The 26,002-nt window shown below is 34.0% G+C and carries 25 protein-coding genes and 2 pseudogenes; 13 read left to right on the top strand and 14 right to left on the bottom strand.

What is annotated here, in order from left to right; translation table 11 throughout:
* Nucleotides 1-37: 37 nt before the first annotated feature.
* From PSA_RS19945 to PSA_RS19930, 6 genes are all read right to left on the bottom strand, one after another.
* Entirely contained in the window at nucleotides 38-1,036 is a 999-nt protein-coding gene (locus tag PSA_RS19945; protein WP_042146231.1) for a hypothetical protein, read from the bottom strand.
* Between the two features lie 117 nt (nucleotides 1,037-1,153).
* Nucleotides 1,154-1,282: a winged helix-turn-helix domain-containing protein gene (locus tag PSA_RS24830; protein WP_269432855.1), complete on the bottom strand. Its 129-nt coding sequence runs from the start codon at nucleotides 1,280-1,282 to the stop codon at nucleotides 1,154-1,156.
* 165 nt (nucleotides 1,283-1,447) lie between these two features.
* Complete coding sequence (locus tag PSA_RS25440; RefSeq protein WP_157575802.1) at nucleotides 1,448-1,615, bottom strand: hypothetical protein; 168 nt, start codon at nucleotides 1,613-1,615, stop codon at nucleotides 1,448-1,450.
* Between the two features lie 56 nt (nucleotides 1,616-1,671).
* Nucleotides 1,672-2,361 (bottom strand): ATP-binding protein, encoded by a 690-nt coding sequence (locus PSA_RS19940; protein WP_042146229.1) that lies wholly within the window; start codon nucleotides 2,359-2,361, stop codon nucleotides 1,672-1,674.
* A 72-nt stretch (nucleotides 2,362-2,433) separates the two neighbouring features.
* Nucleotides 2,434-2,712 carry a hypothetical protein gene (locus PSA_RS19935; protein WP_042146227.1) on the bottom strand — a complete coding sequence of 93 codons (279 nt, stop codon included), beginning with the start codon at nucleotides 2,710-2,712 and terminating at the stop codon, nucleotides 2,434-2,436.
* A gap of 2 nt (nucleotides 2,713-2,714) precedes the next feature.
* On the bottom strand, nucleotides 2,715-2,945 hold the full coding sequence (locus PSA_RS19930; protein ID WP_042146225.1) for a hypothetical protein: 231 nt from the start codon (nucleotides 2,943-2,945) through the stop codon (nucleotides 2,715-2,717).
* 185 nt (nucleotides 2,946-3,130) lie between these two features.
* On the opposite strand from PSA_RS19930, the gene PSA_RS19925 reads away from it, so the two are divergent.
* From PSA_RS19925 to PSA_RS19905, 5 genes are all read left to right on the top strand, one after another.
* Nucleotides 3,131-3,925 (top strand): hypothetical protein, encoded by a 795-nt coding sequence (locus tag PSA_RS19925; protein ID WP_042146223.1) that lies wholly within the window; start codon nucleotides 3,131-3,133, stop codon nucleotides 3,923-3,925.
* 122 nt (nucleotides 3,926-4,047) lie between these two features.
* Nucleotides 4,048-4,329 carry a S41 family peptidase gene (locus PSA_RS19920; protein WP_042146221.1) on the top strand — a complete coding sequence of 94 codons (282 nt, stop codon included), beginning with the start codon at nucleotides 4,048-4,050 and terminating at the stop codon, nucleotides 4,327-4,329.
* Nucleotides 4,330-4,561: 232 nt separating this feature from the next.
* Entirely contained in the window at nucleotides 4,562-4,807 is a 246-nt protein-coding gene (locus tag PSA_RS19915; RefSeq protein WP_042146220.1) for a hypothetical protein, read from the top strand.
* 403 nt (nucleotides 4,808-5,210) lie between these two features.
* On the top strand, nucleotides 5,211-6,587 hold the full coding sequence (locus PSA_RS19910) for a DNA-3-methyladenine glycosylase 2 family protein (RefSeq protein WP_042146218.1): 1,377 nt from the start codon (nucleotides 5,211-5,213) through the stop codon (nucleotides 6,585-6,587).
* Nucleotides 6,587-7,123: a methylated-DNA--[protein]-cysteine S-methyltransferase gene (locus PSA_RS19905; protein ID WP_042146216.1), complete on the top strand. Its 537-nt coding sequence runs from the start codon at nucleotides 6,587-6,589 to the stop codon at nucleotides 7,121-7,123. The genes PSA_RS19910 and PSA_RS19905 overlap by 1 nt, the downstream gene beginning before the upstream one ends.
* Nucleotides 7,124-7,308: 185 nt before the next feature.
* Here the strand turns inward: PSA_RS19905 and PSA_RS25435 are convergent, their stop codons facing one another.
* The 5 genes and pseudogenes from PSA_RS25435 to PSA_RS26570 form a co-directional block, all read right to left on the bottom strand.
* Nucleotides 7,309-7,476 (bottom strand): hypothetical protein, encoded by a 168-nt coding sequence (locus tag PSA_RS25435; RefSeq protein WP_157575801.1) that lies wholly within the window; start codon nucleotides 7,474-7,476, stop codon nucleotides 7,309-7,311.
* A gap of 87 nt (nucleotides 7,477-7,563) precedes the next feature.
* Nucleotides 7,564-8,631, bottom strand: a pseudogene (locus tag PSA_RS26585) (IS1634 family transposase); the annotation flags it as partial.
* Entirely contained in the window at nucleotides 8,606-8,791 is a 186-nt protein-coding gene (locus tag PSA_RS26580) for a hypothetical protein (RefSeq protein ID WP_231665449.1), read from the bottom strand. The gene PSA_RS26580 and the pseudogene PSA_RS26585, both read right to left, overlap by 26 nt.
* Nucleotides 8,792-8,843: 52 nt before the next feature.
* Nucleotides 8,844-9,074 carry a phospholipid carrier-dependent glycosyltransferase gene (locus tag PSA_RS26575; RefSeq protein ID WP_052380026.1) on the bottom strand — a complete coding sequence of 77 codons (231 nt, stop codon included), beginning with the start codon at nucleotides 9,072-9,074 and terminating at the stop codon, nucleotides 8,844-8,846.
* Nucleotides 9,075-9,691: 617 nt separating this feature from the next.
* Entirely contained in the window at nucleotides 9,692-10,225 is a 534-nt protein-coding gene (locus tag PSA_RS26570) for a glycosyltransferase family 2 protein (protein ID WP_231665447.1), read from the bottom strand.
* 558 nt (nucleotides 10,226-10,783) lie between these two features.
* Between PSA_RS26570 and PSA_RS19875 the strand changes: the two genes are divergently transcribed.
* Together PSA_RS19875 and PSA_RS25430 are read left to right on the top strand one after the other, a co-directional pair.
* Nucleotides 10,784-11,038 (top strand): DUF2960 domain-containing protein, encoded by a 255-nt coding sequence (locus PSA_RS19875; RefSeq protein WP_042146193.1) that lies wholly within the window; start codon nucleotides 10,784-10,786, stop codon nucleotides 11,036-11,038.
* Nucleotides 11,039-11,324: 286 nt separating this feature from the next.
* Nucleotides 11,325-11,498, top strand: coding sequence for a hypothetical protein (locus tag PSA_RS25430; RefSeq protein WP_157575799.1), 174 nt, complete (start codon nucleotides 11,325-11,327; stop codon nucleotides 11,496-11,498).
* Between the two features lie 35 nt (nucleotides 11,499-11,533).
* Here the strand turns inward: PSA_RS25430 and PSA_RS19870 are convergent.
* Nucleotides 11,534-11,808, bottom strand: a pseudogene (locus tag PSA_RS19870) (pyrimidine/purine nucleoside phosphorylase).
* 261 nt (nucleotides 11,809-12,069) lie between these two features.
* On the opposite strand from PSA_RS19870, the gene PSA_RS19865 reads away from it, so the two are divergent.
* The 6 genes from PSA_RS19865 to PSA_RS19840 all read left to right on the top strand — a co-directional run bounded on the left by PSA_RS19865 (nucleotide 12,070) and on the right by PSA_RS19840 (nucleotide 23,958).
* Complete coding sequence (locus PSA_RS19865; protein ID WP_042146191.1) at nucleotides 12,070-13,002, top strand: acetoacetate decarboxylase family protein; 933 nt, start codon at nucleotides 12,070-12,072, stop codon at nucleotides 13,000-13,002.
* A 16-nt stretch (nucleotides 13,003-13,018) separates the two neighbouring features.
* On the top strand, nucleotides 13,019-15,196 hold the full coding sequence (locus PSA_RS19860) for an FAD/NAD(P)-binding protein (RefSeq protein ID WP_042146189.1): 2,178 nt from the start codon (nucleotides 13,019-13,021) through the stop codon (nucleotides 15,194-15,196).
* Between the two features lie 161 nt (nucleotides 15,197-15,357).
* A complete protein-coding gene (locus PSA_RS19855) occupies nucleotides 15,358-17,610 on the top strand; it encodes a TonB-dependent receptor (protein WP_052380025.1) in 2,253 nt (750 codons plus the stop codon).
* A gap of 78 nt (nucleotides 17,611-17,688) precedes the next feature.
* Nucleotides 17,689-21,153 carry a response regulator gene (locus tag PSA_RS19850; protein ID WP_052380024.1) on the top strand — a complete coding sequence of 1,155 codons (3,465 nt, stop codon included), beginning with the start codon at nucleotides 17,689-17,691 and terminating at the stop codon, nucleotides 21,151-21,153.
* Nucleotides 21,146-22,063, top strand: coding sequence for a diguanylate cyclase (locus PSA_RS19845; protein ID WP_042146187.1), 918 nt, complete (start codon nucleotides 21,146-21,148; stop codon nucleotides 22,061-22,063). The genes PSA_RS19850 and PSA_RS19845 overlap by 8 nt, the downstream gene beginning before the upstream one ends.
* Nucleotides 22,064-22,086: 23 nt before the next feature.
* Complete coding sequence (locus tag PSA_RS19840) at nucleotides 22,087-23,958, top strand: response regulator (RefSeq protein ID WP_052380023.1); 1,872 nt, start codon at nucleotides 22,087-22,089, stop codon at nucleotides 23,956-23,958.
* A gap of 258 nt (nucleotides 23,959-24,216) precedes the next feature.
* Here PSA_RS19840 and PSA_RS19835 read toward each other — a convergent pair whose 3' ends face one another.
* Together PSA_RS19835 and PSA_RS19830 are read right to left on the bottom strand one after the other, a co-directional pair.
* Nucleotides 24,217-24,939, bottom strand: coding sequence for a YebC/PmpR family DNA-binding transcriptional regulator (locus tag PSA_RS19835; protein ID WP_042146185.1), 723 nt, complete (start codon nucleotides 24,937-24,939; stop codon nucleotides 24,217-24,219).
* A 157-nt stretch (nucleotides 24,940-25,096) separates the two neighbouring features.
* Nucleotides 25,097-25,837 carry a putative porin gene (locus PSA_RS19830; RefSeq protein WP_042146184.1) on the bottom strand — a complete coding sequence of 247 codons (741 nt, stop codon included), beginning with the start codon at nucleotides 25,835-25,837 and terminating at the stop codon, nucleotides 25,097-25,099.
* Nucleotides 25,838-26,002: the final 165 nt, after the last annotated feature.

Below are 26,002 nucleotides of genomic sequence, written 5' to 3'. Positions count from 1 at the left end.
TCTAAAAGGTACTATTTCAAATAGTACCTTTCTTTAATTAATCAGTTATTAATTGATATTTATTTAACTCTGCTTCAGACATAATATGCACATTATCAAAAGAAGCCGCATTAATAGTGTAAAAATAAAATTCAGGACCAAGTTCGTTACCTAGTAATTCTCTGAAAAATGTAAGTTGTGCGCCGTGACCTGGGTGGTCTTTACCTAATTTGTTGGCAGGTTTTCCCGCTGTACAACACCAAGAATGTACGCCTAATTTACCACCCGTTTCATATTTTCTTTTAAAACCAGACACAAATAAATCAACGCCGCCTGAATATGCTTCACCGTCACTGGGCATATAAGTAGTCAACTGAGCATTTCGGATTGAACGTCCTGTATGCATGTTAATAGCATCATTTACAGAGCCATCAATGCTGATGAATTTGATTGTTTTAATACTTGGGTTTTGGTTAATTAATTCATTGATTTGGACATAAGTTTTAGAGCCCAGAGTACCGCTTAAGTAAGCCATATCATCTTGTATCATTAACTCGCTATTACCACCAGAAATAAGAGATTCATTAAATGTTAAGCTTACATTAAATAAACCGCTTGATTGTGCGTCAATTAAGTCCCCAGTATAAACAAAATTTTCATCTTGCTCAGTGATAGAGAGATTTGATGCAGAATAACTCGCTGTAACAGAATTCTCTAAATCATTAATATTTGTTGCTTCTAATACAGTTAATGAATTGATAGGCGCTTCTTTGTCAAAATCAAAACCTATATAAACAATACCTAATTCAAACTTAGCTAAAATGATATTCTCATCCATATCAAAATCAATCAAAGATATGCTGTAATCAGTGCCTTTAAATTCAAGGTTAAGTGCTTGTTGCTGCGATTTATAGTTTTCAATATAGGCTGGCACATCACTTGGCTTAATATGATGTACTTCTGCGATTTCAACTTCTTTCTTTTTATCAGAGCCTCCACTATTACAGCCAACAGTGGCTATTAAACTAACAAATATCAAAGGGAATAATTTTTTCATGACAATACCTAAGTTTACAAACTGTATTAAAGAAGTGTCATTATGATTTGGTAAAAGTGTAGTCGGTAGGCTCAGTAAGTATGGGAATGTAACGAAAATCGTTACAATTGTAATGTGTTAATGCCAATTATCAGGCACAAAAAGATACCCCTGGCTGCGAACTGTGATAATTTTACTAGATAAAGAGCCGCTATCACCGAGTTTTTTTCTTAAATTCGCTATTTTAGTATCTACTGTACGATCCATACCACATACTCAATACCTCGAGTTGCTTTAAAAATAAAGTCTCGGGAAAGAACTTCTTCAGCATGAACGACCTAACATGGGAATTGGTGGTATAACCCCAATTCAAAAACGTAAACTAACACAGAGAAAAGCGTCTACTTTTGAACTCTATTAAAAATGGGGGGATTACCCTAGTAATAGTAATAAATCATATTCACTTGTCGTTAGCTGCATTTTTTCATCATTTAATGTGACCAGCCGTTTTTTAGTGAAAATAGATAACTTACCAAAATGTAAATCAGATACCGAATGCACTTCATCTGATGATGATTGTTCATTTGTGTTGGATATCATAGTTAATTTTCTTAATTGTATTCATAATCTAAAACTTAAATTGGTTTATTAAAAATTCATTTACTTGGCCAACTCAATATAAACCTAGCACCGCCGATAGGTGATTCATCTATTGATACGCTACCACCATGTCTAATAGCGATTTGTTTTACGATTGCCAAGCCTAATCCATAACTACCAGTTTCGCGGGTTCTACTATCATCTAGGCGCTTGAATGGTTGAAATATATCAACTCTGCTCTCATGAGGTATACTAGGTCCATTATCATCGATAAATATACTTGTCAGTTTTCTATGATGTTTAATATGTATATTGACAGTATCTTGTGTATATTTTTGAGCATTTGTTAATAAATTACCGATAGCCCGTTCTAAATTTTTAGGTTCAAAGGGTACTAAATCATATTTTGTTGATTGTTGCTGATAATTAATCTTCACTTGACTATTAAAGTGTCGAGATCGGATCACATTATTAATGCAGGTGTTTAATGAGTTTTGTTGTAATTGAGTTGCGATAGGATCTCTATCAAATTTAGCAAAAGTGAGTAACTCATCAACTAGATCAGATAATTCATTGAGATCATCTAAAATACCAAACATATATTCTTGGCGTTGTTTGTTTTCTTGTTCGTTATACAGCATATCGAGTTGGAAGCGGATCCGCGCCATAGGTGTTCTTAGTTCATGTGCAACTGCATTAGTTAAGTTTTTGTGGCCTTGAACTAGTAATTCAATTTGAGTCGCCATTAAATTAAACGAATGATTTAGCTTCCCTACCCTATGCCTTCCTTTTTGTGATACTCGAACAGAAAGGTTTCCTTAACCTAATTCTATCGCTGCTTTATCTAAGCGTTTTAATTTTGTGTGGAATAATAATACCCATAAAAAGATCCCTAAAGCTAAAAATGGATAATAACCACTTTCATACCAATACTGATATTCAGTGAGCGGTTCGTAGGTATCCACAGGGCCAATTCGTACAACTAAATCAGAGTCTTGAAATCGATAATATAGCAAGTCGTTATATTCATCTGCGAAATAAATTGAATCATGGTCAAAAAACTTAGGATCAAAATAAATATTATTTATGTTAAACATTTTTAGTGCGTATTAGATTGGCGAGGAAAATTTTCGATTGCTTTATCAAACGCCTGTTCATCAAGAGACTTATGTAAATTCTCCATAAGGTAAAATGCGCCAATATAATCATTCGTTTTATCAATGACTATCATGTCACTTAACCAAGTTTCAACACTCATATCTGCGACAAAGCTATAAGCACTGATCAAACAAAATAGAACGACATAAAAACTAATAAATAATCGCGTCATAGAAGGTTATTTAAAATTCAAAAAATAAATACCCGCAGAATAACCTGTATTTTTTTATCTTTAGCAGAGTTTTGTCTTGATTTGAAAAAGGGACTAACAATTTAAGACAATTTCTCAACGGAATTTAAAACTGTCTTAAGTCATTATTATCTCACTAAAAAACAGTTATTAATAAACTGACAAGGATGATAAATATAAAAGGTAAAAATTTCGCTTTTGATGCAATAAAATGGTCACTTTTAGCGGGTTCTATTGCTTTAATGAGTGCTTGTAATGACTCTGATAGTAAAAATAAAAAACCGCTTATACCAGAGATTGAAAAAACAGAAATAGGAATTTGGAGTGCGCCTGCTTATGGTTGGGTATTTGATATACAAGATAATGGTTATAAATTTTATCAAATAACCTCACAATATTGCCATGAGTTCAAGCTTGATGAATCGATTTTATCTTATAAATTATCTTATGATAGTTTAATAAAGAGCATTGCGCTGTCTGATGATAAAGATAGTTTTATATCAATAATCGGTGGCATAAAAATACCAGGAGTTCAAATGGCTCGTGAATTATCATTACCAAATAACTGTATTGATAATGTATTAAAGCAGCAAGGTGATGAAGGTTATGTTTTTAATCCAGAACAAGACTTTGAAATATTTTGGCAAAACTATAAAGAGTATTATGCTTTTTTTCATATCAAAAATGTAAATTGGGATGAAACTTATCAAACTTATGTTACCCAAGTCACAGCTACAACATCACTGGAGGAATTATTTGAGATTTTTTCTCAAATGATTGCACCATTAAAAGACTTTCACGTGGGGATCGAAAATGAAGAAATTGATGAAGAGTTTAGTGTATCTCGAAAATTGGAGATACATGATATTACATTAGCTGAATATCTAGAAATGAATGATTTAGATGACATTGATACTCAAGCACAGTTATTTGATTTTTTTATTATTAAGAACAGCAAATAGAAATTGAGATGGACATTATTGGCAGTTATTTAGTGCAAGATGCTGATGTGAAATTTAATGAAACAGAGACTTTAATTTGATCAAAAACAGATGAGAACTTTGGTTACTTATATATTGAATCTATGGAATTATCTGAAATTATTGAACTAGGTGAAACCCAAACTGACAAATTGGCTGTATTAGATCTGCAATTGGCTGAAATTTTTTCTATTGCTATGAGGGCTAGAGATAACTCTGCTTTAATTGGCCAATCAACGGGGGGTGGCCTGTCTGATATCTTACCTAAATCTTTGCCTCACGGTTTGCAATATAGTATTTCTAATGAATTTTATATTAGTCATGATGGTCTAGAGTTTGAAGGCACGGGAGTCCCTGTTTCGATTGAAAAAGCATTTTTACTTTAGAGCAACGTACACAAGAAAAAGATTTGATAATTGAAGCCGCGATTGAATGGCTTCAGAGTCAAAGTTAATAATTTTAGGGCGCTAACTTTATTAGCGCCTTTTATTTTATAACTGTAAAGGGGCTTTACTGCTATCAGATATTTATTTTGTTTCAAAAAGGTACTATTTAATCTGACTTTGTATCGGCATCATTAAACCGATAGCAATTGTCATTTTTTAAAAGGAAATTAACATGGCAAGTATCTCCAAAATAATAACCTCACAACCCTCTTTAAATAACCTTTCAAAAGATAAACTGGTTCAGTCAATTAAAATATCAAGAGACGTTCCTGTAAACTTAGTAGCGATAGCCTCAGCTATAGATAAATTAATTACTAGCGGCATAGTGAAAGAGCTATTCTTGGAGTCTAATTATGGTGAACAGGAGTATAAAGGTTGGATCAAACTCAGAGATGACTGGCTTAATCAAAATAATTAAAAGTAGGGACCTACTGGTAGTTAGCCAATCTAATTTTCTTAGTATTTAAATAGCTTTTGATTTGAGGTATAAAACAATGTATAAAATGTAATCAAACAATAATTATAATATAGAGACTGTTATGTATCGAACTTTAATAGTATTAAGTGCATTATTTTTATGTTCATGCCCCTCTGTGACTGTTGGTAACGGCCAGAGTAAGGTGATAATTAAATCAGAAAAACCTTTATGTAATTTGAAAAAAATAGATGATAACTGCCGATTAAATACTGACTATGCAAGGCAAAGTTATTATTTATAAATTTTAAAGTAGTAACTATTTTTATAACCACTTCCGTTTCTGGCTAGAATTAAATATTCACTGGGTTATAGTTGCCTTAAGAGTAATTTAATTGAAGCTTAAATGTTAAACCCGCCTTTAAATAGTAAGATTTGCCAAAAAGCGAGAATGTCACGAGATCCGCGTTTTGATGGTAAATTTTTTACTGCAGTAAAAACCACAAAAATATATTGCCGCACAATTTGTCCTGCTTCTCCACCGAAAGAAGAAAATGTGATTTACTTTGCTACGGCGATAGAAGCTGCTTCGGCGGGTTTTCGTCCGTGTTTACGTTGCCGACCAGATAGCGCGCCGGGCTCTCCGGCTTGGAAAGGTGTTAGCACAACGTTAAGTCGCGCTATTAAGCTAATTGATGAGGGTGCATTACAAAACGGGACGCTGCAGGCATTAGCTGAACGTTTAGGTATAAGTGATCGATATTTAAGAGATCTTTTTAATAAACATCTAGGCACATCTCCTAAATCATATACTTTATATCAGCAGTGTTTATTTGCAAAACAATTATTACATCAAACAAAGTTGCCGATCACAGAAGTTGCACTTGCCAGTGGGTTTTCGAGTATTAGGCGTTTTAACGATTGTTTTATATCACAGTTAAATTTGACGCCTTCACAAATGCGAAAGTCTAGTACCGAAAAATCAAGTGAGCTTGCTCTTAAGTTGTATTATCGCCCACCATACGATAGTAATTTTATGCTTTCCTTTTTTAAAAAACGCAGTATTGAAGCGCTTGAATGGGGAGATGACAACTCTTATGGGCGCACCTTTGAGTTCAATGGTACTCAGGGGCGTTTTACTGCAAAACATATCAAAGATAAAAATAGATTTGATGTGATAATTGATTTGAATGATATAAAACACCTTAAAGCGATAGTGAATAATATTAGACGCATTTTAGACTTAGACGTTGATTTGGATTCAGTTGAACAAAACCTTAAAGAGAGTTTTGATGGTCAGTTACCTATCAATACAGGTGTGCGATTACCGGGTGTTTGGAGTATGTTTGAAGCTGGTATTAGAGCTGTTTTAGGACAACAAATTTCTGTCGTTGCAGCTAAAAATCTTGTTACGATTTTAGTTGCTAATTTAGGTGTTGCTATAGGCGATAAGTTTTTATTTCCAACACCGCAAGCTATTGCCAATAGTGATTTGAATTTTTTAAAAATACCTGGCTCACGAAAACAAACACTCAACAATTTAGCTAATCACTTTTTAGTGAACAGCGAACCCGAAGCGCCTCATAATTGGTTAAAATTAAAAGGGATCGGGCCTTGGACTACAGATTATGCTTGTATGCGAGGTTTAAGTGATCCTGATATATTTTTAGGTGGTGACTTAGGTGTAAAAAAAGCCATCGGCAATGCAAACTATAAATTTGAGCCAGAGCAAGCCTCACCTTGGGGTAGTTATTTAACTTTTCAATTGTGGAGTCAGTTATAATGTTTACTGATTATATGAATAGCCCTTTAGGCTTAATAGAAATAAAAGCGTCTGATATTGGCATCACTCAGGTTATTTTTTGCGGTGATGATTTAAAAACATCAACGAACAGCAATGAAACAACAGATGCTTGTAAGCTGCAATTAATAGAGTATTTTAATGGCGAAAGAAAAATATTTAATTTACCACTAGATCAGCAAGGCACACAATTTCAAGAATCTATCTGGCACTGTTTAGTGGATATCCCATTTGGCCAAACTATGTCTTATGGTGACATTGCACATAAAATCAATAATCCAAAATCTGTGAGGGCTGTTGGTGGTGCAAATGGTCGTAACCCTATTAGTATTATCGTGCCCTGCCACCGCGTAATAGGTGCTTCAGGTACTTTAACGGGATATGCTGGCGGTATAGAGCGAAAATTATGGTTACTAAAACACGAAGGCATCGCAGTTAAAAACTCTAAAGAAAATGCCAAGCTGGATATCAATAACGTGCTTAGTTTAAGGCAAGATAAAACGCAGTTTTTGAAATAAAGTGTTGTATCTTAAGGCTTCTGCTTTAATTATTTTAACTTTCTAAAACAGAATATTTAATTTGATTACTTATTTTTTTAATAAGACCATGCAGGTTTAACTTTCATTAGCACTGCATTAGCGGGTAAAACTAGCTGTTTAGTTAATCCTGTTTTTAAAGATATATCTCCAACTTTAGCGGTATATCAATAATTAGGTCCCCAACTAGTTTTTAATTTATGCTCAAAAATAATTGGGGGATCTAACTTATCAATACTTTTAATAAACTGTGTGGCATCAACTGTTTTAGATTCATTTAGCTCTTTAATCGCGTAGTAAATGAATACCAAAGCGATAAATATCAAAAATTCCATTTCTTATTTCTTTTAGCGCCTAATCTATAAGGCTATTGATTTTAAAATAATATTTAGTGTTCATAAATCCGACATTCCGTAGCATTTTTAGGAATAAATTTCTTGATAGATGCTGTCATGCAATTAATGATAATACTGTTCCTCTCCTCCACATTGAGGACTAATTGTTGCTCACCACTGATTGTTAATACATCAATTCCTTGAAAGCAAAAGAACACCCCGTGAGCAGTTGGATTTTGGCACGGTTTGTATTTTAAGTTGGTAAAATATACTGACTGAGCCTTTAACTCTCTTCTGATCTTATGCTCCAATGCGGCATAAACCATTAAGCAATACGTCATTACCATCAGTAGTGCTTCAATCCTTTCTGGCTTTTTCAAATAAAGAGACGCGGTTAAAAAGTCAGGACTCTTTAGGGCTCTAAAGCCCTTTTCTACACTTTGTTGTGATTTATAAAGGCTAAGCATTTTCTCTATCGTTAGTGTTTCACTCAAGTCATTGGTTGCTAACATAAACATGCCTTTTTACTGCAATCGCTGCTCCCGATTTTTTAACGACCAATATAACAGCCCTGTTATTTGATATTCATAACTATCGGGTTGTTGATTTAGTTTGGGACGGGCACTTTGTTTAAATACAGCGTGTTTGAGTATTTCACTGTCACTTTTTCCAACCTCACGATAGGATTTTAACCATGTTTTTAATGCCTTATCCGCATCTAATGCACAAGAAAAACGTTGACGACTAAGTATTTTGAATGATTTGAGGGCCGCGTTTAATTCTTTTTCCATACGTTTATCTAGCGTATGTTGCTCTCGTTTTTTCGCTTGTTCACTTTTAATTAATAACCAGCGTTGCTTAACTTCGCCATAATTTGACTCAAGCCATGCTGCGCTATAACCGTTATCAAGCGGCTTAAAGTCGAGGGTATGCTGCTGAGCTATTGCGTGTTTACTTGTTTTAACTTTTGTGGGGCACGAGAAATAAATAACTGCTTCTGTTCGTCAAGTGATTGAATTGTTTCAGCTCTGGGCGATGGTCTCGACTGTAACCTCGAACTAGTTTTACTGCTTTACTGTCGTTGTCATGCTCATAATTACCATCAACATGAATACTTGTCGAGTCTAAATTAATGCCCTCGCAAGGAAGCTCTATGAGACAAAATAAATGACCAAGGAAAAGCCATGGCTAGCCATATAGTGCCTTTAGCTTCTTTGTGTGCACTACCGTATAAATCGCCTTGCCATCCTGATACTAAAAATCGTTGTATATGCTCTCCCCATAAAAAATACTCTAAAAATCCAGGTGTTTTCATTTCGGCTAAAATATACCAAGGTAAAGAAAAAGCTAAAAATAAAGTGATCCCACTAAGCCAAGGCAGTGTTTTTTAAGGCTTGTATAAAACACTTCTGACAGATACTCCAAATTACTAAAGGTATACCAACAATAACCACTACCACAGGGCCTTTTGCTAACATACCTATGGCTAAAGCAATGAAAAATAAGTTACCGTAAAATGCTTTTTCACCATATTTAAATGCTTGCCAATAGCTACTCATAGCTAAGGTGATTAAAAGCGTTAATACTGCATCTGTCATAACCATGCATAAACTGGAGGTTTGCCCCAAAAAGGGATGTTGTAATCAATTTGTGGGGTGATCCAATCTCGCGTTTCAAGCATGATACGGGCAATTTCACCATATCTGGCTTCTGTTGTATCGTATAAGGGGTATGCTCCTAGGGATGCGAGTCTAAAGGCGATAAAGGCTATAATTAAACCGATGGCAGATTTAGCTAAAATGCTGAGTGACTAATCCATATTCAGCCTCCTGATGTTTTGCTTTAGTGCTATGGCTATCCATAACTAAATATAATGGTCGTCCTTTTGACTCACAAAAATGCACCCGATATATTCGCCTAATACGCCAATCGCAATAAGTTGTACTCCGCCTAGCCATAATTACATTACCATCATTGATGAGTAGCCAGCAACGGGGTCGCCCAAAGTTAAAGTTTTAAACATAACAAATACACTATATAAAAACGCACCCATTGAGATGCTAGCACCTCACCAAGTGGCTATTTTGAGTGGTTTAACACTAAATGAGGTAATGCCAGATAAACCCAGCTTAACTAATTGAAGAAATGACCATTTGGTTTCACCAGCAACACGTTCTGGGCGTTCAAATTCAAGGTTAGTTTGCTTAAAACCAGGTCAAGCCATAATGTCTTTCATATAGCGATTACGTTCAGGCAATTTTTTTATATGATCGATAACGCAGCGGCTTAGCAATCTAAAATCACCCACATCTTTTTTAATGGGCACATCTGAAAGGGCTACAAGTAAACGATAATAAATATGTGCTGATGCTGTTTTAAAACGAGACTCGCCTAAACGCTCTGTACGTTTCATATTAACGATATCAAAACCTTCGCGCCATTTAGCTAACATTTGAGGGATAAGAGATGGTGGATCTTGCAAATCGGCATCAAGTAAAATAACTGATTCACCCTCTACCAAATCAAGCCCTGCTGTCATAGCGGCTTCTTTGCCAAAATTTAGGCTCAAATTTATGCGTTTTATATTAACTATATCAGATTTCAAATACTCTAGAAGTGACCAACTATCATCAGTGCTGTCATCATTTACATACAGTAGCTCAATATTCTCATCTGGCAGACTTGCGGCGACTTGACATACTTCATGATGAAAAGTTGTCAGCATTTCAGATTCATTATAAACAGGCACTAAAATACTTAAAGTGATGTTTTTATATGCCTTCTTTTTTGAAATAACTGTTTAGGTGCACTAATTAATGGCATTGTCATTCTCATGTATTAATTCAATATGGCTAAGATACACAAGGTAAGGTCTATAAAATGTCATCAATAGAAATGACATTTTATAGACACCAGTTAGAGCATACTTATTTCTAACAAGATAGAGGTTGAGTATGTTTGAGTTTTTGCGTTTTTCAGCTGTAGGAATAATGGGTTTTATTGCTGATACAAGTAGTTTTTATATATTATTGAATGTGTTTGATTTTGTTTGATTTTATGGGGAATACAAATAGAGATCTCGTTTGTATTAGGAGTATTAACTGTCATGAGAATTAATTATTTAGGTATAAAGTTTGGCGTATTTAAATCGACGCAATAGCACTTGATAATATTAGTGTAGAAATTAGAGACCTTTCACGTTTTAAATAAAACAATCGTAAATAAAAGCTGAATATAGACAGATAAAGGCTTAAAATAGTCATATTAGGACTGATGTTGTTCAGTTTGTTGTTATAGGAACCCATAAATGGCCAGTAAGATCACCTACAAATATAAGAATGTTACAAAAGAAATCAGTTTTGCATATGACAAATTTCATAATATGCATGAAGCTGTTGCTGCTGAAGAAGGCATAGATTTAACACATTATTTGAAAATGGTGCAAGCAATTGAAATGACCTCAAAAGGCTCTTCAGCAGTGAGAAATTACCGCGATGCAGAATTCATTAAAATGGGCTTTAGTGATCTGTATTTCATTAAAGGCGACCCAAAAGCAGAATAAACACTAAAAAGGGGTCGGAGTTAATTAAAAATTCGGGCCTCAAGCTACGCTAAATTTCACGTTAAATCCCCCTATATATTTGTAAGATATATCTCAAATTCACCTTAGCTAGATGCCTTTTAATTATATAAATATTCTCATCTAAAATTGTTATATACTTAAATTAATTGAATTTTTTATTAAAAAATTCATTATTACATTCTTATTGCGATAAAATAGGTACTTTTAAAATCTATGGTCTATTCTAAAATCTAGTTAATTAATTTGGTTTTCAAGGAAGAGAGCTATGGAATTTAATCAGCAAGATGTATTTTTAGGGCAGTCAAAGTCTTCGTCAGAAAAAATTACACAGTACAAAGCATGTTTGGATGAGTTTTCTACTTTAGGTTATGATGATCCTTACCTACAAGAAATTAGGTTAGAAATGTCTATTATGCTAAAAAGACAGGCTGTTGAATAGTTCCAACAGCAAATTTTTAATGTCCTAAGTTATTACTATGTGCATAAATACGCTGTATTGTTTTTCACTGTTACCTTGAATTCTTGATTTGCTAAAATAATAAATGACTCGCCGGTTTTAAAAATACTCAGCTCTACTTCACTTGGTAAGGTTACAATTAATTGGCCGCTGACTATTGCCATTACTTCTTTTTGAGAAGTACCAAAAACATAATCCCCAGCTGCAATTACGCCTACTGTCGAATTTAGCTTATCGCCCTTAAAGCAATAGATTTAACTTTGCCTTCAAAATACTCATTTACATCAAACATACTCATTCCCAAGTTTATTTTTCATTAAAATATGACTGGAAGGTTAAGTGAAATGCATTAAAGGATAAAGTGAATAATTTTAAATTAGTCACTGAAATAAAGAGGCACTTGTTAAATTAAAATTTAATTCACTCCGACCCCTTTTTCAGCTTTACGAAATAGTGACATTCTGCGAGTATGAATTGTGACTACCAAAAACATGAATATACAAATGAACTTAAGAGTTAGCCTCATTAATTTTTAGTACAAAGGATAAGTATCATGTCAACAGAACAACCGCCATATGCCCAATTTCCGGGTTCAGTAATAGCTCAACCTCCTTGTAGAATGATAAATGCCAATATGTATGGCTTTTTTATTAAGGGCGATTTAAATAAAATTCAAACCTACTTAGATGAAACTGTAGGTTTAGTACCCGGTTATACTTTTAAAGCAATCAGTCAATATTGCATGTTAACTTTCACTGATATTGAAAATATTAAACCCACCACTGAACCTTGGGCGAGCCAAGGTTATTTTCAAGAAACAGATGTCATAATCTGGTTGCCTGTTGCAAAAATGCAGGGCGATAAAGTAAATCATATTTATTGGTATCCTGCTTTTATTTGTGTCAATAATGTTTATGCACTCATAAATGGGCGTGAAACATGGGGATTTAATAAATACTTATGTGATTATAAAATGCCAGATATTGGTGGTAGTCCAGACTTTTTTTCAATGACGGTGGATGCATTTAAAACATTTTCACCAGATACCAAAATGTCTCCATGCGAGTTATTTAATGTAAAAATGGTGGCACAAGATACAGAAAGCCCCATAGAAAATTTTGTTGATTTAATTGAAGAAGGTATGTCTTTATTAGAAAATGAAATTGATTTTTTTGATTTGGATTTTTCAGTCTATAAACAACTATTAAGTGGATTTATTAATCCGCAAATTGATCAGCTATTATTTAAACAACTGCCTGATGGCTCTGCAACCAATGCAGTGTATCAAGATGTATTGCACTCCCCTTCAGTCATTAAAAAGTTTCATACTGGAAAACTTTATTTCCATGAATTTGAATTTACGTTAAATCAGGTAGATATGTTTCCACTATCGGACATGTTTGGTATAGAGGTGGGAAGCCAAAGGCCTTTATTACCTTTTAATATTCTATTCGATTTTAACCAAGAAGCGGCGATGAGCCTTTAAAGTAAAGGATTATAAAATGACACAAGAAAAAATAGCGATTTTAGGCGGTGGTGTATCGGCCATGACAGCTGCATTTTATTTAACTGAGCAAGAAAATTGGCAAGATAAATACGATATTACTGTTTATCAAATGGGATGGCGTATTGGTGGTAAGGGCGCAAGTGGTCGAAATGTTGATTATGCGCAAAGAATTGAAGAGCATGGCTTACATATATGGTTTGGTTTTTACGATAATGCATTTAGCACGATTCAAAAGGCCTATGGCGCATTAAATCGCCCAGATGGTGCCCCACTGCAAACTTGGCAAGATGCGTTTAAACAGCATAGCTCAATTGTGTTGCAAGAATACATCGAAGATAAATGGCAAACTTGGCCAATAGAGTTCCCCACGAATGATTTAGTGCCTGGTCAAATTGATGATGAACTGGATATCTGGGATTTATTTCGCACTGCTTATATGTGGATCAAACATTTTGTATCTGAGTTACGCAATGAAGCAGCAGAGCATAAATTATCAGAAAGAGATGACGATGATGATGAGTCTTGGCTTGAAAGAATGGCTAATTTTATATCGGTAGAAAGCCAAGAGCTTGTGGATGATGTAAAATATTCACTTGAACATTTAGAAACTTTTTTAAAACAGTTACCAACAAAATTACAAGATAGAAATTCAGACGATCATAACGCAATTAAATTTTTACTAAAAAGATTAAGACGTTGGATCATATCAGAGTTTTATGAACTTTTAGATGAAAACGATAAAATCAGACGTTTATTTATATCTGCTGATTTAGGGTTAACAATATTGATTGGCATGATTGAAGACGATGTTTTTAAACATGGTTTTAATGTCATCAATAATTCGGATTACAAACAATGGTTACGTGAACACGGCGCTAATGAAAAATATACCGTAAATTCAGCACCTGTAAGAGGTTTTTACGATTTAGTTTTTGCATATGAAGATGGCAATTATGATAAACCTAACATTGAAGCGGGCACTATAATACGCTGCATGATGCGCATTGCACTCAATTATAAAGGTGCCATTATGTGGAAAATGCAAGCAGGTATGGGTGACACCATTTTCACACCATTTTATCAGGCGCTGCAAGATAGAGGCGTTAAATTTGAATACTTTAATAAAGTAGAAAGCATCACAGCTCAAGGTAATACTGTTGATACCATACAGATCACCCAACAAGTTGCTTTAAAAGAGGGCGTTACTGATTATAACCCTTTAGTTAACGTGCCAGTTAAAGGTTATGAATTAGAATTAGCATGTTGGCCAGATAGACCTAACTACAATCAAATTAATGATGAACAAGCTGATTTACTACAACAAAACAATATTAATTTAGAATCTTTTTGGACTAATTGGCCCCAAGTTTATAAAACATATTTTGGCCAAGACTTACCACAAAAAACACTTAAAAATGGCATTGATTTTGATAAGGTTATTTTTGGTATCTCGGTAGGTTCTTTACCATTTATTTGCGCTGACTTATTAGATAAAAGCCCCGATTTAAAAACCATGAGTGATAAAGTGAAAACTGTGGTTACTCAGGCCTATCAGGTATGGAATGATAAAACATTAGATGAATTAGGTTGGCAATATACCCCTAATAATGGTGAAGAGCCAGTTTTGAGTGGTTTTGTTGAACCATTTGATACTTGGGCTTCAATGGATCAGTTACTTGATAAAGAAACTTGGCCGACTTCACTTGAACCTAAAAATGTTGCTTATTTTTGCAGTGTGTTGCCTGTAAGTAATTTCCCTCCAAAAACGGAACATGAGTTTGCTGTGCAATGTAAGTTGGAAGTTAAAAATAATGCCATTGGTAATTTAAAAAACTCAATATATAACCTTTGGACAGACGTGGCTCAACCTGGTGAGTTTGATTGGTCAATTTTGATCGACCCTGAAAATCAAGTGGGTGAAAATAGATTTAATAGCCAATTCTGGCGCGCGAATATAGATCCATCTGAGCGTTATGTGATGTCAGTTGTTAATAGTAGTCAATATCGATTAGCAACAGATAAAACAGGCTTTAATAACTTTTATATAACAGGTGATTGGATCCAAACAGGATTAAATGCCGGATGTGTGGAGGCTGCTACGATGGCAGGTATGCAAACATCAAGATCTATTTGTGGTTATCCTGAACATATTTCTGGCGAAAAAGACTTTTAAGTCTATATTTATTGTGTAAGAATTTTAAAGCCTTACACAATAAATATATAGGCATCTTAGAGATTTAAGATGAAATAAGCATATGATTGTAATATCCTCAAACTTGTATATTAATAGGAAAAGGTTATAGTTCAGTCATTTTTATTTAAGCGAGGGATCCCGTGAAAAAAACTTCTCTTATTATTTTTTCTTCTTCCTTTTTATTTCCACAAGCTTTTGCTGATGATCGCGATAAAGATACGGAAATTATCGAGGTAAAGGCACAAAAACGCCCGCAAAATATTAATGATGTTGCTATTTCAATTACAATCCTCGACGGTAAATCTCTTTCAGATCAAAATATAAAAGATACTACTGCTTTATCTGGCCAAGTTGCTAATTTTAAAATCACTCAAAATGCAGCTGAAGGGACACCACCTGCAATTAATATCCGTGGGGTAGGTAGCATGGATTACAATACGTCAACCACATCACCTGTGGGGGTTTATGTCGATAACGTTGCAGGCGGTTCAGCAAATTCTCAATTAGTGAATTTATATGATATTGAGTCTATTGAAATTCTAAAAGGCCCTCAAGGGACTTTATTTGGCCGTAATACTACCGGTGGCGCTGTATTAATTAATACAAAACGACCTGAAAGTGACTTTTCAGGTTACATGTCGTTAGGCTTAGCCCAAAAAGATCATATTAAATTTGAAGGCGCGGTTAATTTACCCATTAGTGAAAATGTATATACGCGTTTAGCGGTTAATCATCAAGAGTATGACTACTCAATCACTAATTTATATGAGGGCGCGCCAGAGGCTAAAATGCAGCAAACTCATGGCAGATTGTCTGTTTTAGCCAATTTTGACAAACTAGAAGTCTTTGGCAAAATACATGTTGAAAAATGGGATGGTACAGTTCAGCCTGTCGGAACTATTGGTGTTTATACTGAAGCCGGAATAGAAGATCCAATATCATGTACAGCTAATAAAGCTAACTCAGCTAAATGTTCGGATAAATTTGGTTTTAACGATGGCTCAAATGACTTTTATGATGTATCAGTTAATAATGATATTAATAATAATAGCCCGCATAAAACAGATAGCTGGGGTGCAGATGTTAATCTGAATTATCAATTAACTGATAATAGCTATGTGGTGAGTATCAATAGTTTTAATAAACTTGACCGTATTCATTTTTTTAATAGTGATGGTAGTCCAGCATCATTAGCGGAAGGAGGTCAAAATGTTTATACGGATGTTTATTCTCAGGAATTACGTTATCACTTAGAACTAGATAAAGCATATATTATTGCTGGCGGCTTTTATTTAGATGAGTCACTAACGCAAGATAACTTTTTAGATTTATTTAGGGGTTGGCGCGGTGTTGAAACACGTTTTAGCAATGCTGCTACCTTCTTTTACGATAATGAAATTAATACCCAAGTATCAGCTATTTTTGCCCATATAGATTATAACTTTAACGATCAAACCACCCTATCAACAGGACTGAGATACACGGAAGAAAAAATTGATTATCGGGCCGTTGGCACCATTAATGTGCCATTATCCCTAGACGATCAAATGGGGCTCACTGTCCCTCGCTGGAATGAACTGGGTCAGATAGAAGATGATAATATATCAGGTAAAATATCCATTAATCATAAATTTAATTCAAATTTAACTGCATTTATGAGCTATTCTCGTGGCTATAAAAGTGGTGGTTATAATGGCGCGATTATCACTTCTCAAGAAGAGGCTCAGCGTAATGACTATGGCGCTGAAACATTAGATGCTATTGAGCTTGGAGCAAGAATCCATTGGGATGAAGATAATGCTTATCTTTATTTAGCAGCCTTTAATTATGATTACCAAGATCAGCAAGTTTTTATGAATCAAGCTGCTATTTCACCAAATGCGCCTCCTATTCAGTTATTAGATAACGTGGGTGAATCCAACCTATATGGAGCAGAAGCGGAACTTAAGTGGCAATTAACGTCGCAGTTTAACATTCAGCTGGGCATAGGTTATTTACCAGAGGCCAACCTAGAACAGTTTGTGAATGCTAAAGGTGAAACCATTCGTGATAATCGTCTGCCTTTTACTTCTAAGTGGAACGTGAATGGTTTTATTGATTATGTTTTGCCGGTGAATGAGGGGGAAGTGATTTTTCAGCTTAATTTTGATCATCAATCAGACTTTTATTTTGATCAAAACCAAAATCCTTATGCTTCTCAGGATGACTATACCCTATTTAATGCGCGTATCGCCTATGAAATGGATGATTGGAGTGTAGCTGCATGGGGGAAGAATATAACTAATGAAGAATATAGTAATTTAAAATTTGATTTGGTTGGCCTATTAGGCATGTTGCAAGACTTTAAAGGTGAATCTCGTCAACTTGGTGTTGATATTAGTTATTCTTTTTAATTGTTTATATTGAGTTTTAAATGCTTTAGCTTGTATATTAGATCTTGTTTGTCACTATTTCTTATGGAATTTAAGTTTTTGGGTAAATTATTTAATTATATAGCGGTCATATCATGTTTTTTTTATGTTTTTGCAAATACTGCTTTTGCAAACGACCGACTGCTACCTACACTTTCATTGAGTGGTATTTCAAACAAAGATATTAGTAAACAGGTCTCTTATTATAAATTTGATGGCGCTCAGCTACCCGCTACAGAAAATCAAATCCCCTTATGGTTAACCTCTCTCAAACCGCATGACTCAACAAACATTTTTGGAGACAGATATATCGCTGTTTTTTCAGTTGAAAATAATACCAAAAATACTGATTGGTTTATTTACCCCTATGGTTCTGTAGTCGAAAAAATCGAAATTCACGCTTATCAAAATCAAAGACATACAAAGGATACAACGGGGTATAACCACAATAACAAATTAAATTTTCACTATGGTAATAAAGTTTTAATTGCACCTAATAGTATTAGTACCGTTATTGTGTTATTCCAAAGCGATTTTTTCTTTGCACCCATTAAACTGATTATTTCCCCTGAAGCACAAGCAAAATCATCAATGGAATTAGAGAATATTATTTTATTATTATGTTTAGGAGTTGCTTTAGCATTAAGCATATATAACTTATTTATTTTTATTGGCAGTGGTGAGCGCATGTATTTATTTTATGCACTTGCTACATTTTGTTATATGTGGGGCTGGGTTCATGTATTTGGTGTTTTAGAGCTAATAACGCAAAATACCTATCCTGGTTTGTTAATGCCGCCATTTTTACTTGGTGCATTATGTACTGCATATTTTGCAATCGACTTTTTAAACTTAAAAGGCAATTATCCTAAGCTTACATTCACTCTATACGTTATCGCTCTTTTTTCATTACTGTCTACACCAGTTGCCTTTTTTAATCCGAGTTTAGGTTTATTGTTAGCATCTGTGGGAACAGGCTTAATTTTAACGATAGGACTCATTGCGGGCATTATTTGTTGGCGAAATGGCTATGGTCCCGCTAAATATTTTGTATTTGCATTTTTAGCTATGGTTATTCCAAATATGGTTGGCAATATGATTAACCTTGGGATCTTATCTGGGGTTAATCTCAATATTTATTTACTTGGTTTAATGGGCAATACCCTTGATAGCTTATTACTGGCATTTGCATTAGCTGAAAAAGTAAAAATGACAAATGCTGACAATGTAGACTTAACACAAAACTTAGAAAAAAAAGTATTACAACGTACCCAAGAATTAAAAAAAGCCACTGAAAAAGCAGAAAAAGCGACCAATGCAAAATCAGACTTTTTAGCTAAAATGAGTCATGAAATAAGAACTCCGATGAATGCGGTGATAGGATTAAGTAGGCTGACATTAAAAACAACTTTAGATGCAAAACAAAAAGATTATGTTGATAAAATATTGGATTCAGGTGAATCATTATTAGGCTTAATTAATGATATTTTAGATTTTTCTAAAATCGAAGCCGGAAAGTTAACCATAGAAAATAAACCATTTGAAGTGCATAAATTGTTAAGGCGATCTGTCAATCTAAGTGCCATAAATGCGCATGCAAAAGGATTAGAGTTAATCACTGATATAGACCCTAATATCCCTTCTGTCATGATAGGTGATCCGTTAAGGCTTCAGCAAATTATCGTGAATTTAGTCAATAATGCGGTGAAATTCACGCAAACAGGTGCGGTTTGCATCAAAATGGAACTTAAATATGAGTTTGATTCAAAAATAACATTATTATGCTCTGTGATAGATACTGGTATTGGCATGGATCAAGCGCAACAAAACCGTATGTTTCAGACCTTTTCACAAGCTGATGAATCTATCACTCGAAAATATGGCGGTACAGGTTTAGGTTTGGCGATTTGTAAGCAGTTATGTGAGTTAATGGGCGGTGAAATAGGTTTACAAAGTGAGCTTGGAGATGGCTCAACTTTTTATTTTACCTTCGAAGTTCAAAAGTGTGAACAAAAATCAGTGATACAAACGATTGATAAAGCTGCGGTTACAAAATTAAAAGTATTAGTTGTAGATGATATGAGTTTAGCACGAACAGTAATTATAGAACTGCTCGCTAAATTAGGAATACAAGCTGATCAGATTGATAATGGTTTAGATGCCATAAAGTTAGTTGAAGAAAAAATAAAACTTAATAAACCCTACGATTTGGTCTTTATGGATTGGCGAATGCCACAAATGGATGGCATTGAAACAGCACGATTAATTCATGAAAATAGTGAAGGTAAACTACCACATATATTAATGGTATCGGCTTATGATAAAGAAGAAATTAATACTCAGTTAGATGGTACTATTATTAAACAGTTTATAGAGAAACCAATAAATCAATCATCGCTTGTTGATGCAATCACCAATGTTGTGATTAGTGATGAAGTGGATTATGTTGATAGCAATTGCGAATCGGAGTTTATTCCAAATTTTTCTTCATCACATATATTATTAGTTGAAGATAATGCGATTAACCGTCAGGTTGCGCTAGGGTTTTTAAGCGATACTCAAGTTGAGGTCGATATCGCTGAAAATGGGCGCATTGCATTAGAAAAGCTGGCTATATGCGAATATGATTTAGTCCTTATGGATATTCAAATGCCTGAAATGGATGGACTTACTGCGATGGGGGAAATCAAAAAGAACCCTAAACTTGCAAACTTACCTGTTATAGCAATGACAGCACACGCGATGCCTGCTGATGTAGTTAGCAGTAAACAAGCGGGTATGTTATCGCATATCAGCAAACCGATTGACCCTGATAATTTATTTAATACTTTAGCCAATTATTTAGATGTAGTAGATGTGTCCTCAGCTAGTCAAGCGCCTTGTATTGATGATTTTGAAAATACGTCTGGCAGTCAAAATGCCACTTTAAAAAGGTTAAATCTCATAAGCGCAATTGATTTACATCAAGCCATTAATAATATGAATGGACGCATTGAGCTATATTTAAGTTTAATAAAAGATTTTATTAAAGATCAGCATGGCAGTACTGAACATTTAGATGATTTATTTAATAGTAAAAAATTGAATGAAATTTACTTAGTTGTCCATTCATTAAAATCGAACTCTGCATATTTAGGTGCATATGAGCTATCTCAAGCGTGTGAAAGATTAGAAACATCTTTAGGAAAAGGCATATGGGAGCCTAACTATTTAGCTATTGTGAAACATCAACTATCAAATTTATTAAAAGAAATATCAAATGTGTTTGATGAGCCGATTGTAACAAGCTGTGTTTTTTCAGTTGATAAATTAAAGCAAGAATTAGAGAAAACGGTCGTTTTATTACGTTCTTCAGACTTTAATGTTGAAGCACAATTATTTAACTTAAAAGAATTTTGTAAAAGTACAGATTATGAGCAAGATATTATTAATATTATTGAGTATGTTGATGATATTGAATTTGAAAATGCAACGCAAACAACACTTGAATTAATAACTCAGCTTGATGTGGTGTTTAATGAATAATAAACAAAAAGTCTTGATCATTGATGATGAGAAAACTAATCTTAAAATATTAAGTGGCATACTTAAAGATGAGGTGGAAGTCATTTTAGCAAAAGACGGTGAAACCGGTTTTTTCAAGGCTAAAGAATTATTACCAGATTTGATTTTACTCGATGTGATCATGCCTAAATTAACTGGTTTTGAGGTCATTGAAAAATTAAAAAATGAAGCCTCAACAAGTAATATTCCCGTTATTTTTGTTACTGGTCAATTAGATGTTCAGCAAGAAGAAAAAGGACTGGAGTTAGGTGCCTGCGATTATATTCAAAAACCATTTCATGTAGAGATATTAAAAGCCAGAGTAAGATTACATTTACGCATGGCAAAACAGCGAGATTTATTAGAAAAACGGGCAAATATAGACTCATTAACCTCAGTTGCAAACAGACGTTTATATGATCAAACTTTTGATTCATTATGGGGTAAGGCGATTAAACAGCGACAGATTTTTTCTTTAGTTGTGATCGATATTGATGATTTCAAAAAATATAATGATTTTTTTGGCCATGCAGCAGGTGATCGTGCCTTGGAAAAAGTGGCTTCAGCAATCGCTGAAAACTTATCAAGTTCAAATGATTTTTTAGCACGCTATGGTGGGGAAGAATTTGTCGCCTTATTACCAAATACATTAGCATGTGACGCAATTAAAAACATGAATACATGTTTAGAAGCGGTTGCAAATTTAAAAATTAATCATGACCCCTCAGCAGAGCATGAATTTTTAACGGTAAGTTTAGGTGGCGTAAGTTATTTACCAATCGTTGAAAGTTGTCAGGATACCTTGTTTAAAATTGCTGATGATATGTTATTTAAAGCAAAATCAAATGGTAAGAATCAAGTCGTTTGGCAAGATAGCGTAAAGGGAAGCTAATTTCATGGAATGTATATTATAAAATGACTAAAGCTAAAATTTTACTTGTAGATGATGAAAAAGCTAATTTGAAAGTTTTAAGCGCCCTTTTAAAAAATGACTTTAAAATTAGCATGGCTGTTAGCGGCCAACAAGCCATAGATAAAAGCCTTGCTTTAAAGCCAGATCTTATTCTACTTGATGTTATGATGCCGAAAATGGATGGTTTTGAAACCATTAAAAAACTGAAATCTATTCCTGCAACATCTCAGATCCCTGTTATTTTTATCACGGGGTTAAACTCGTCAGAAAAAGAAAAGTTAGGGCTTACATTAGGCGCTGTTGATTACATTTATAAGCCGTTTAATTCTGAAGTTGTAAAAGCGCGTGTTGCAACACAATTAGAAATTATAAGACAAAGAAAAGAATTGCAGCTGTTGTCTCAAGAATTAGCCCATGCCAGTGAAATTAAAAGCCGATTTTTGGCTAATATGAGTCATGAGATCCGCACACCTTTAACGGCTGTTATAGGGTATGCTGAATCTATTTTGGCGGGTGAAATTGATGCACAAGAGCAATTTAATGCGATTTCAATTATAAATAATAGTGGTCAGCATTTATTATCACTTTTAAATGATATTTTGGATATATCAAAAGTAGAAGCAGATAAATTAGATGTTGAACTATTACCTACTGAGTTATTTAAACTTATAGAAGAAGTAAAGTTATTAGTTGGCGATAAAGCTTTGCAAAAAGGCATTGAATTTAGCATTAATTATCAATTTCCTCTACCAACAAAATTAATAACAGATCCAACTAGACTAAAACAGATATTAATTAATTTACTCAACAATGCAATTAAGTTTACGCAGCAGGGATTTGTGCATTTAAACATAATAAATAAATCTCCCCTATTAGAGTTTTCTATTGAGGATTCTGGTATCGGCATTAATAAACATGATTTATGCAAATTATTCGTTGCATTTTCGCAATTAAATAATACAAGTCAGGAGAGTGTCAGTGGTACAGGTTTAGGGTTGCATATCTCAAAGTATTTATCCCAAAAGCTGGGAGGCAGTATCAGTGTTTCAAGCGAAGAAGGAAAAGGCAGTTGTTTTACTGTCACAATCGCACTCAATGAAACACAAGATTGTACTTGGTTAAAAACAGATACCGAAGTTAATACTGTACTTGAAAGCCCTTGTAGTGCAATTAAACCGGAGAACAAACTTAAAGGTCATATTTTATTGGCTGAAGATGATAAAGGTCTTAGAGAGCTATTCACGCTTATATTAACTAAATTGGGCTTAACTGTTACAACAGTTGAAGATGGTGAAAAACTTGTTGATGCCGCACTTATAAATGAGTTTGATCTGATTTTAAGTGATATACATATGCCTAATATGGGCGGGATAGAAGCGATGAATTTAGTAAAAGCAACTGGATGTGATACGCCTTTTGTAGCATTAACTGCCAATGCGATGACGCATGAAATTTCACAATATATAGAAGCGGGTTTTAGTGAGTACCTATCAAAACCGATACAAAGAGAGAAATTAGTACAAGTTATCAATCAATATTTAAATATTAGCTCAAGCATTGATGAAATAGATATTCCACAAAGTCACTTAAGCCAATTAAAAAATGACTTTTTACACGCCCTGCCATGTGATATTAAAAATATAAAAAATGCTTATAAGCAGCAAGATTGGTGCAAACTTAAATTTTTTGCACATAGCTTAAATGGCACTTCGGCTGTTTTTGAGTTTGAAGAAATTACGCTTTTAGCAGCAGAGCTTGAAAAAGGGTTACAAACAGGAGAGTTCCCAACAAATAGGGTACAAATGCAGGTAATAATTGAGAATTTATTTTCCACTTCTAACACCCTGATACAAAGTAAACTGCCTTTATCTTAAATTTACTTTGTAAAGGGGGTTTACATGATCTTTAAAATGCTGCTCATATGCTTCTAATTGAGCATAATTCCCATGAAAAACATCAGTAAAATAAACTGAACTATTTAAATTGTCTGTTACCATGCAAAAACTCAATCGGTGTTTTTATTTAGCGTATTTGCGTAAGTAGGAAATGAGCAGCTTATCAATAAAGTGAATAAATTTTTATTTTTTATTAATAACTGCTTAAAAATATACCAAATGCAGATTTTAAATAGTTTATTTTACTATGATGGCATTGTGGTAAATATTTTGTACATCTTCAGCGTTATCTAATAAAGTCATTAACTTCTCAAATAAAGGCAGATCATCACCAGATATTTCAGTATCCGTTTGAGGTATGAATGTAATTTCATCAACATCAAATTGAATGCCTTCAAATGATTCGATTAATGTGGTTTTAGTTTTAAAGTATTCAGTGTGAGGGACAAATACTGATACCTTGCCCGCTTCTACTTCAACATCAGTTACATCTACATCAGCCATCATTAAGGCTTCTAATATAACTTCGTCATCATCCCCTGAAAATCCAAATACGGCATGATGATCAAACATATGAGCAACAGTACCTGGACCACCGAGTTTAGATTTTGACTTGGTGAAGGCGTTTCTTACATCTTGGAATGTACGTTTTGGATTATCAGTTAAACAATCAACAATTACCATCATGCCACCAGGCCCAAAACCTTCATAGCGCGCAGGTGCGTAGTCTTCACCTGCTCCGCCGGTAGATTTATCAAGTGCTTTTTGAATTACATGAGCGGGAACCTGATCTTTTTTTGCTTTTTCGATTAGTTGCTGCAAACTTATGTTAGCAATGGGATCGGCTCCGCCACTTTTCGCACATGCGTATATGGCTTTACCATATTTAGAATTAACTTTACTTTTAGCCGCTGCAGTTTTTTCCATTGAAACTTGGCGTACAACAAATGCTCTGCCCATCTCATCACTCTTAATCAAAATCAATATATAAATTCATTCTAACAATTACTGAGTGTGAGAGCTAGAATCTGATTTTAAAATTTGTAGCTTAAGCCTTTAATATTTCTAATTCCAACTCAATTTAACATAATCTGTAATTTATGTTTAAATCAAATATTTAAAAGCGATAACTCGTAGATAAAATCCAAAAATCACCAACGCCATCTTGATTTGAATAACCAAAACCTGCGCTCACTTCTAGTTGAGTGGTGAAATAATACTGAGTCGATAAATCAATATAAGTACCGTTTCGTTCTTTGGTATTATGGCTAATACCTAAAGATAATAAAGTAAAATCAGAGGGGTAATATGTCAGTGTTGCGGACTGATATTCTAAAAAATCTTCATCTTCAATTGCGGTTGAATATTCAAAAGCGATAGTTTGTTCATCATTTAAAGGGAAAAGCTTTCTAGCTGTAAATAAAATAAATTCATTCCAAACAGTACCATTCGAAAAACTGGTGCTAGCAGATATCCTTAAATAATTATCAAGATAATGACCAGTTGTAAATGACAGATCTTGAAAACTATTCCCTTTTTCAAAATTGGTATTAACTTCTATATAAGTATTGTCATTAATAAATTGTGTTCGACCTAGATTAGCAACTGTTGAATCAATTTTATCAAACGATATCCCCGCTAAATACCAAGATGATGTTTTATTTAAATAAGCGGTTTCAGCCTGTGGTCCTTTGTTGGTAATTTTTTTATCAAAATATTCTATTGTTGCACCATATATAGTGATATCGGGTGAATGTTTGAGGCTTTGTAATGCAATACCTAGATTTACTTCAGTTTGATAATTAGCAAAAGAGTAAGGAGATAAAACTATGGCTGCTTGCAAAAGTGCTGATTTCACGAGATGTTCCAGTGTACCTAATATGTCGGTATTGTAGAGTGATATATACTTAAATTCAAAAGCTAAAGTGTATAAAAATGTTTAGGAAGATAGGGTGTGTTTCCTAAACATTTAATTATGCATAATTGTGTGTATTACTCGAAGTTATTTCGCTTAAAACTGTGT

The organism is Pseudoalteromonas sp. '520P1 No. 423' (assembly GCF_001269985.1).
Taxonomy (GTDB): Bacteria; Pseudomonadota; Gammaproteobacteria; order Enterobacterales; family Alteromonadaceae; genus Pseudoalteromonas.
This window is presented reverse-complemented; position numbering and strand designations above follow the sequence as displayed.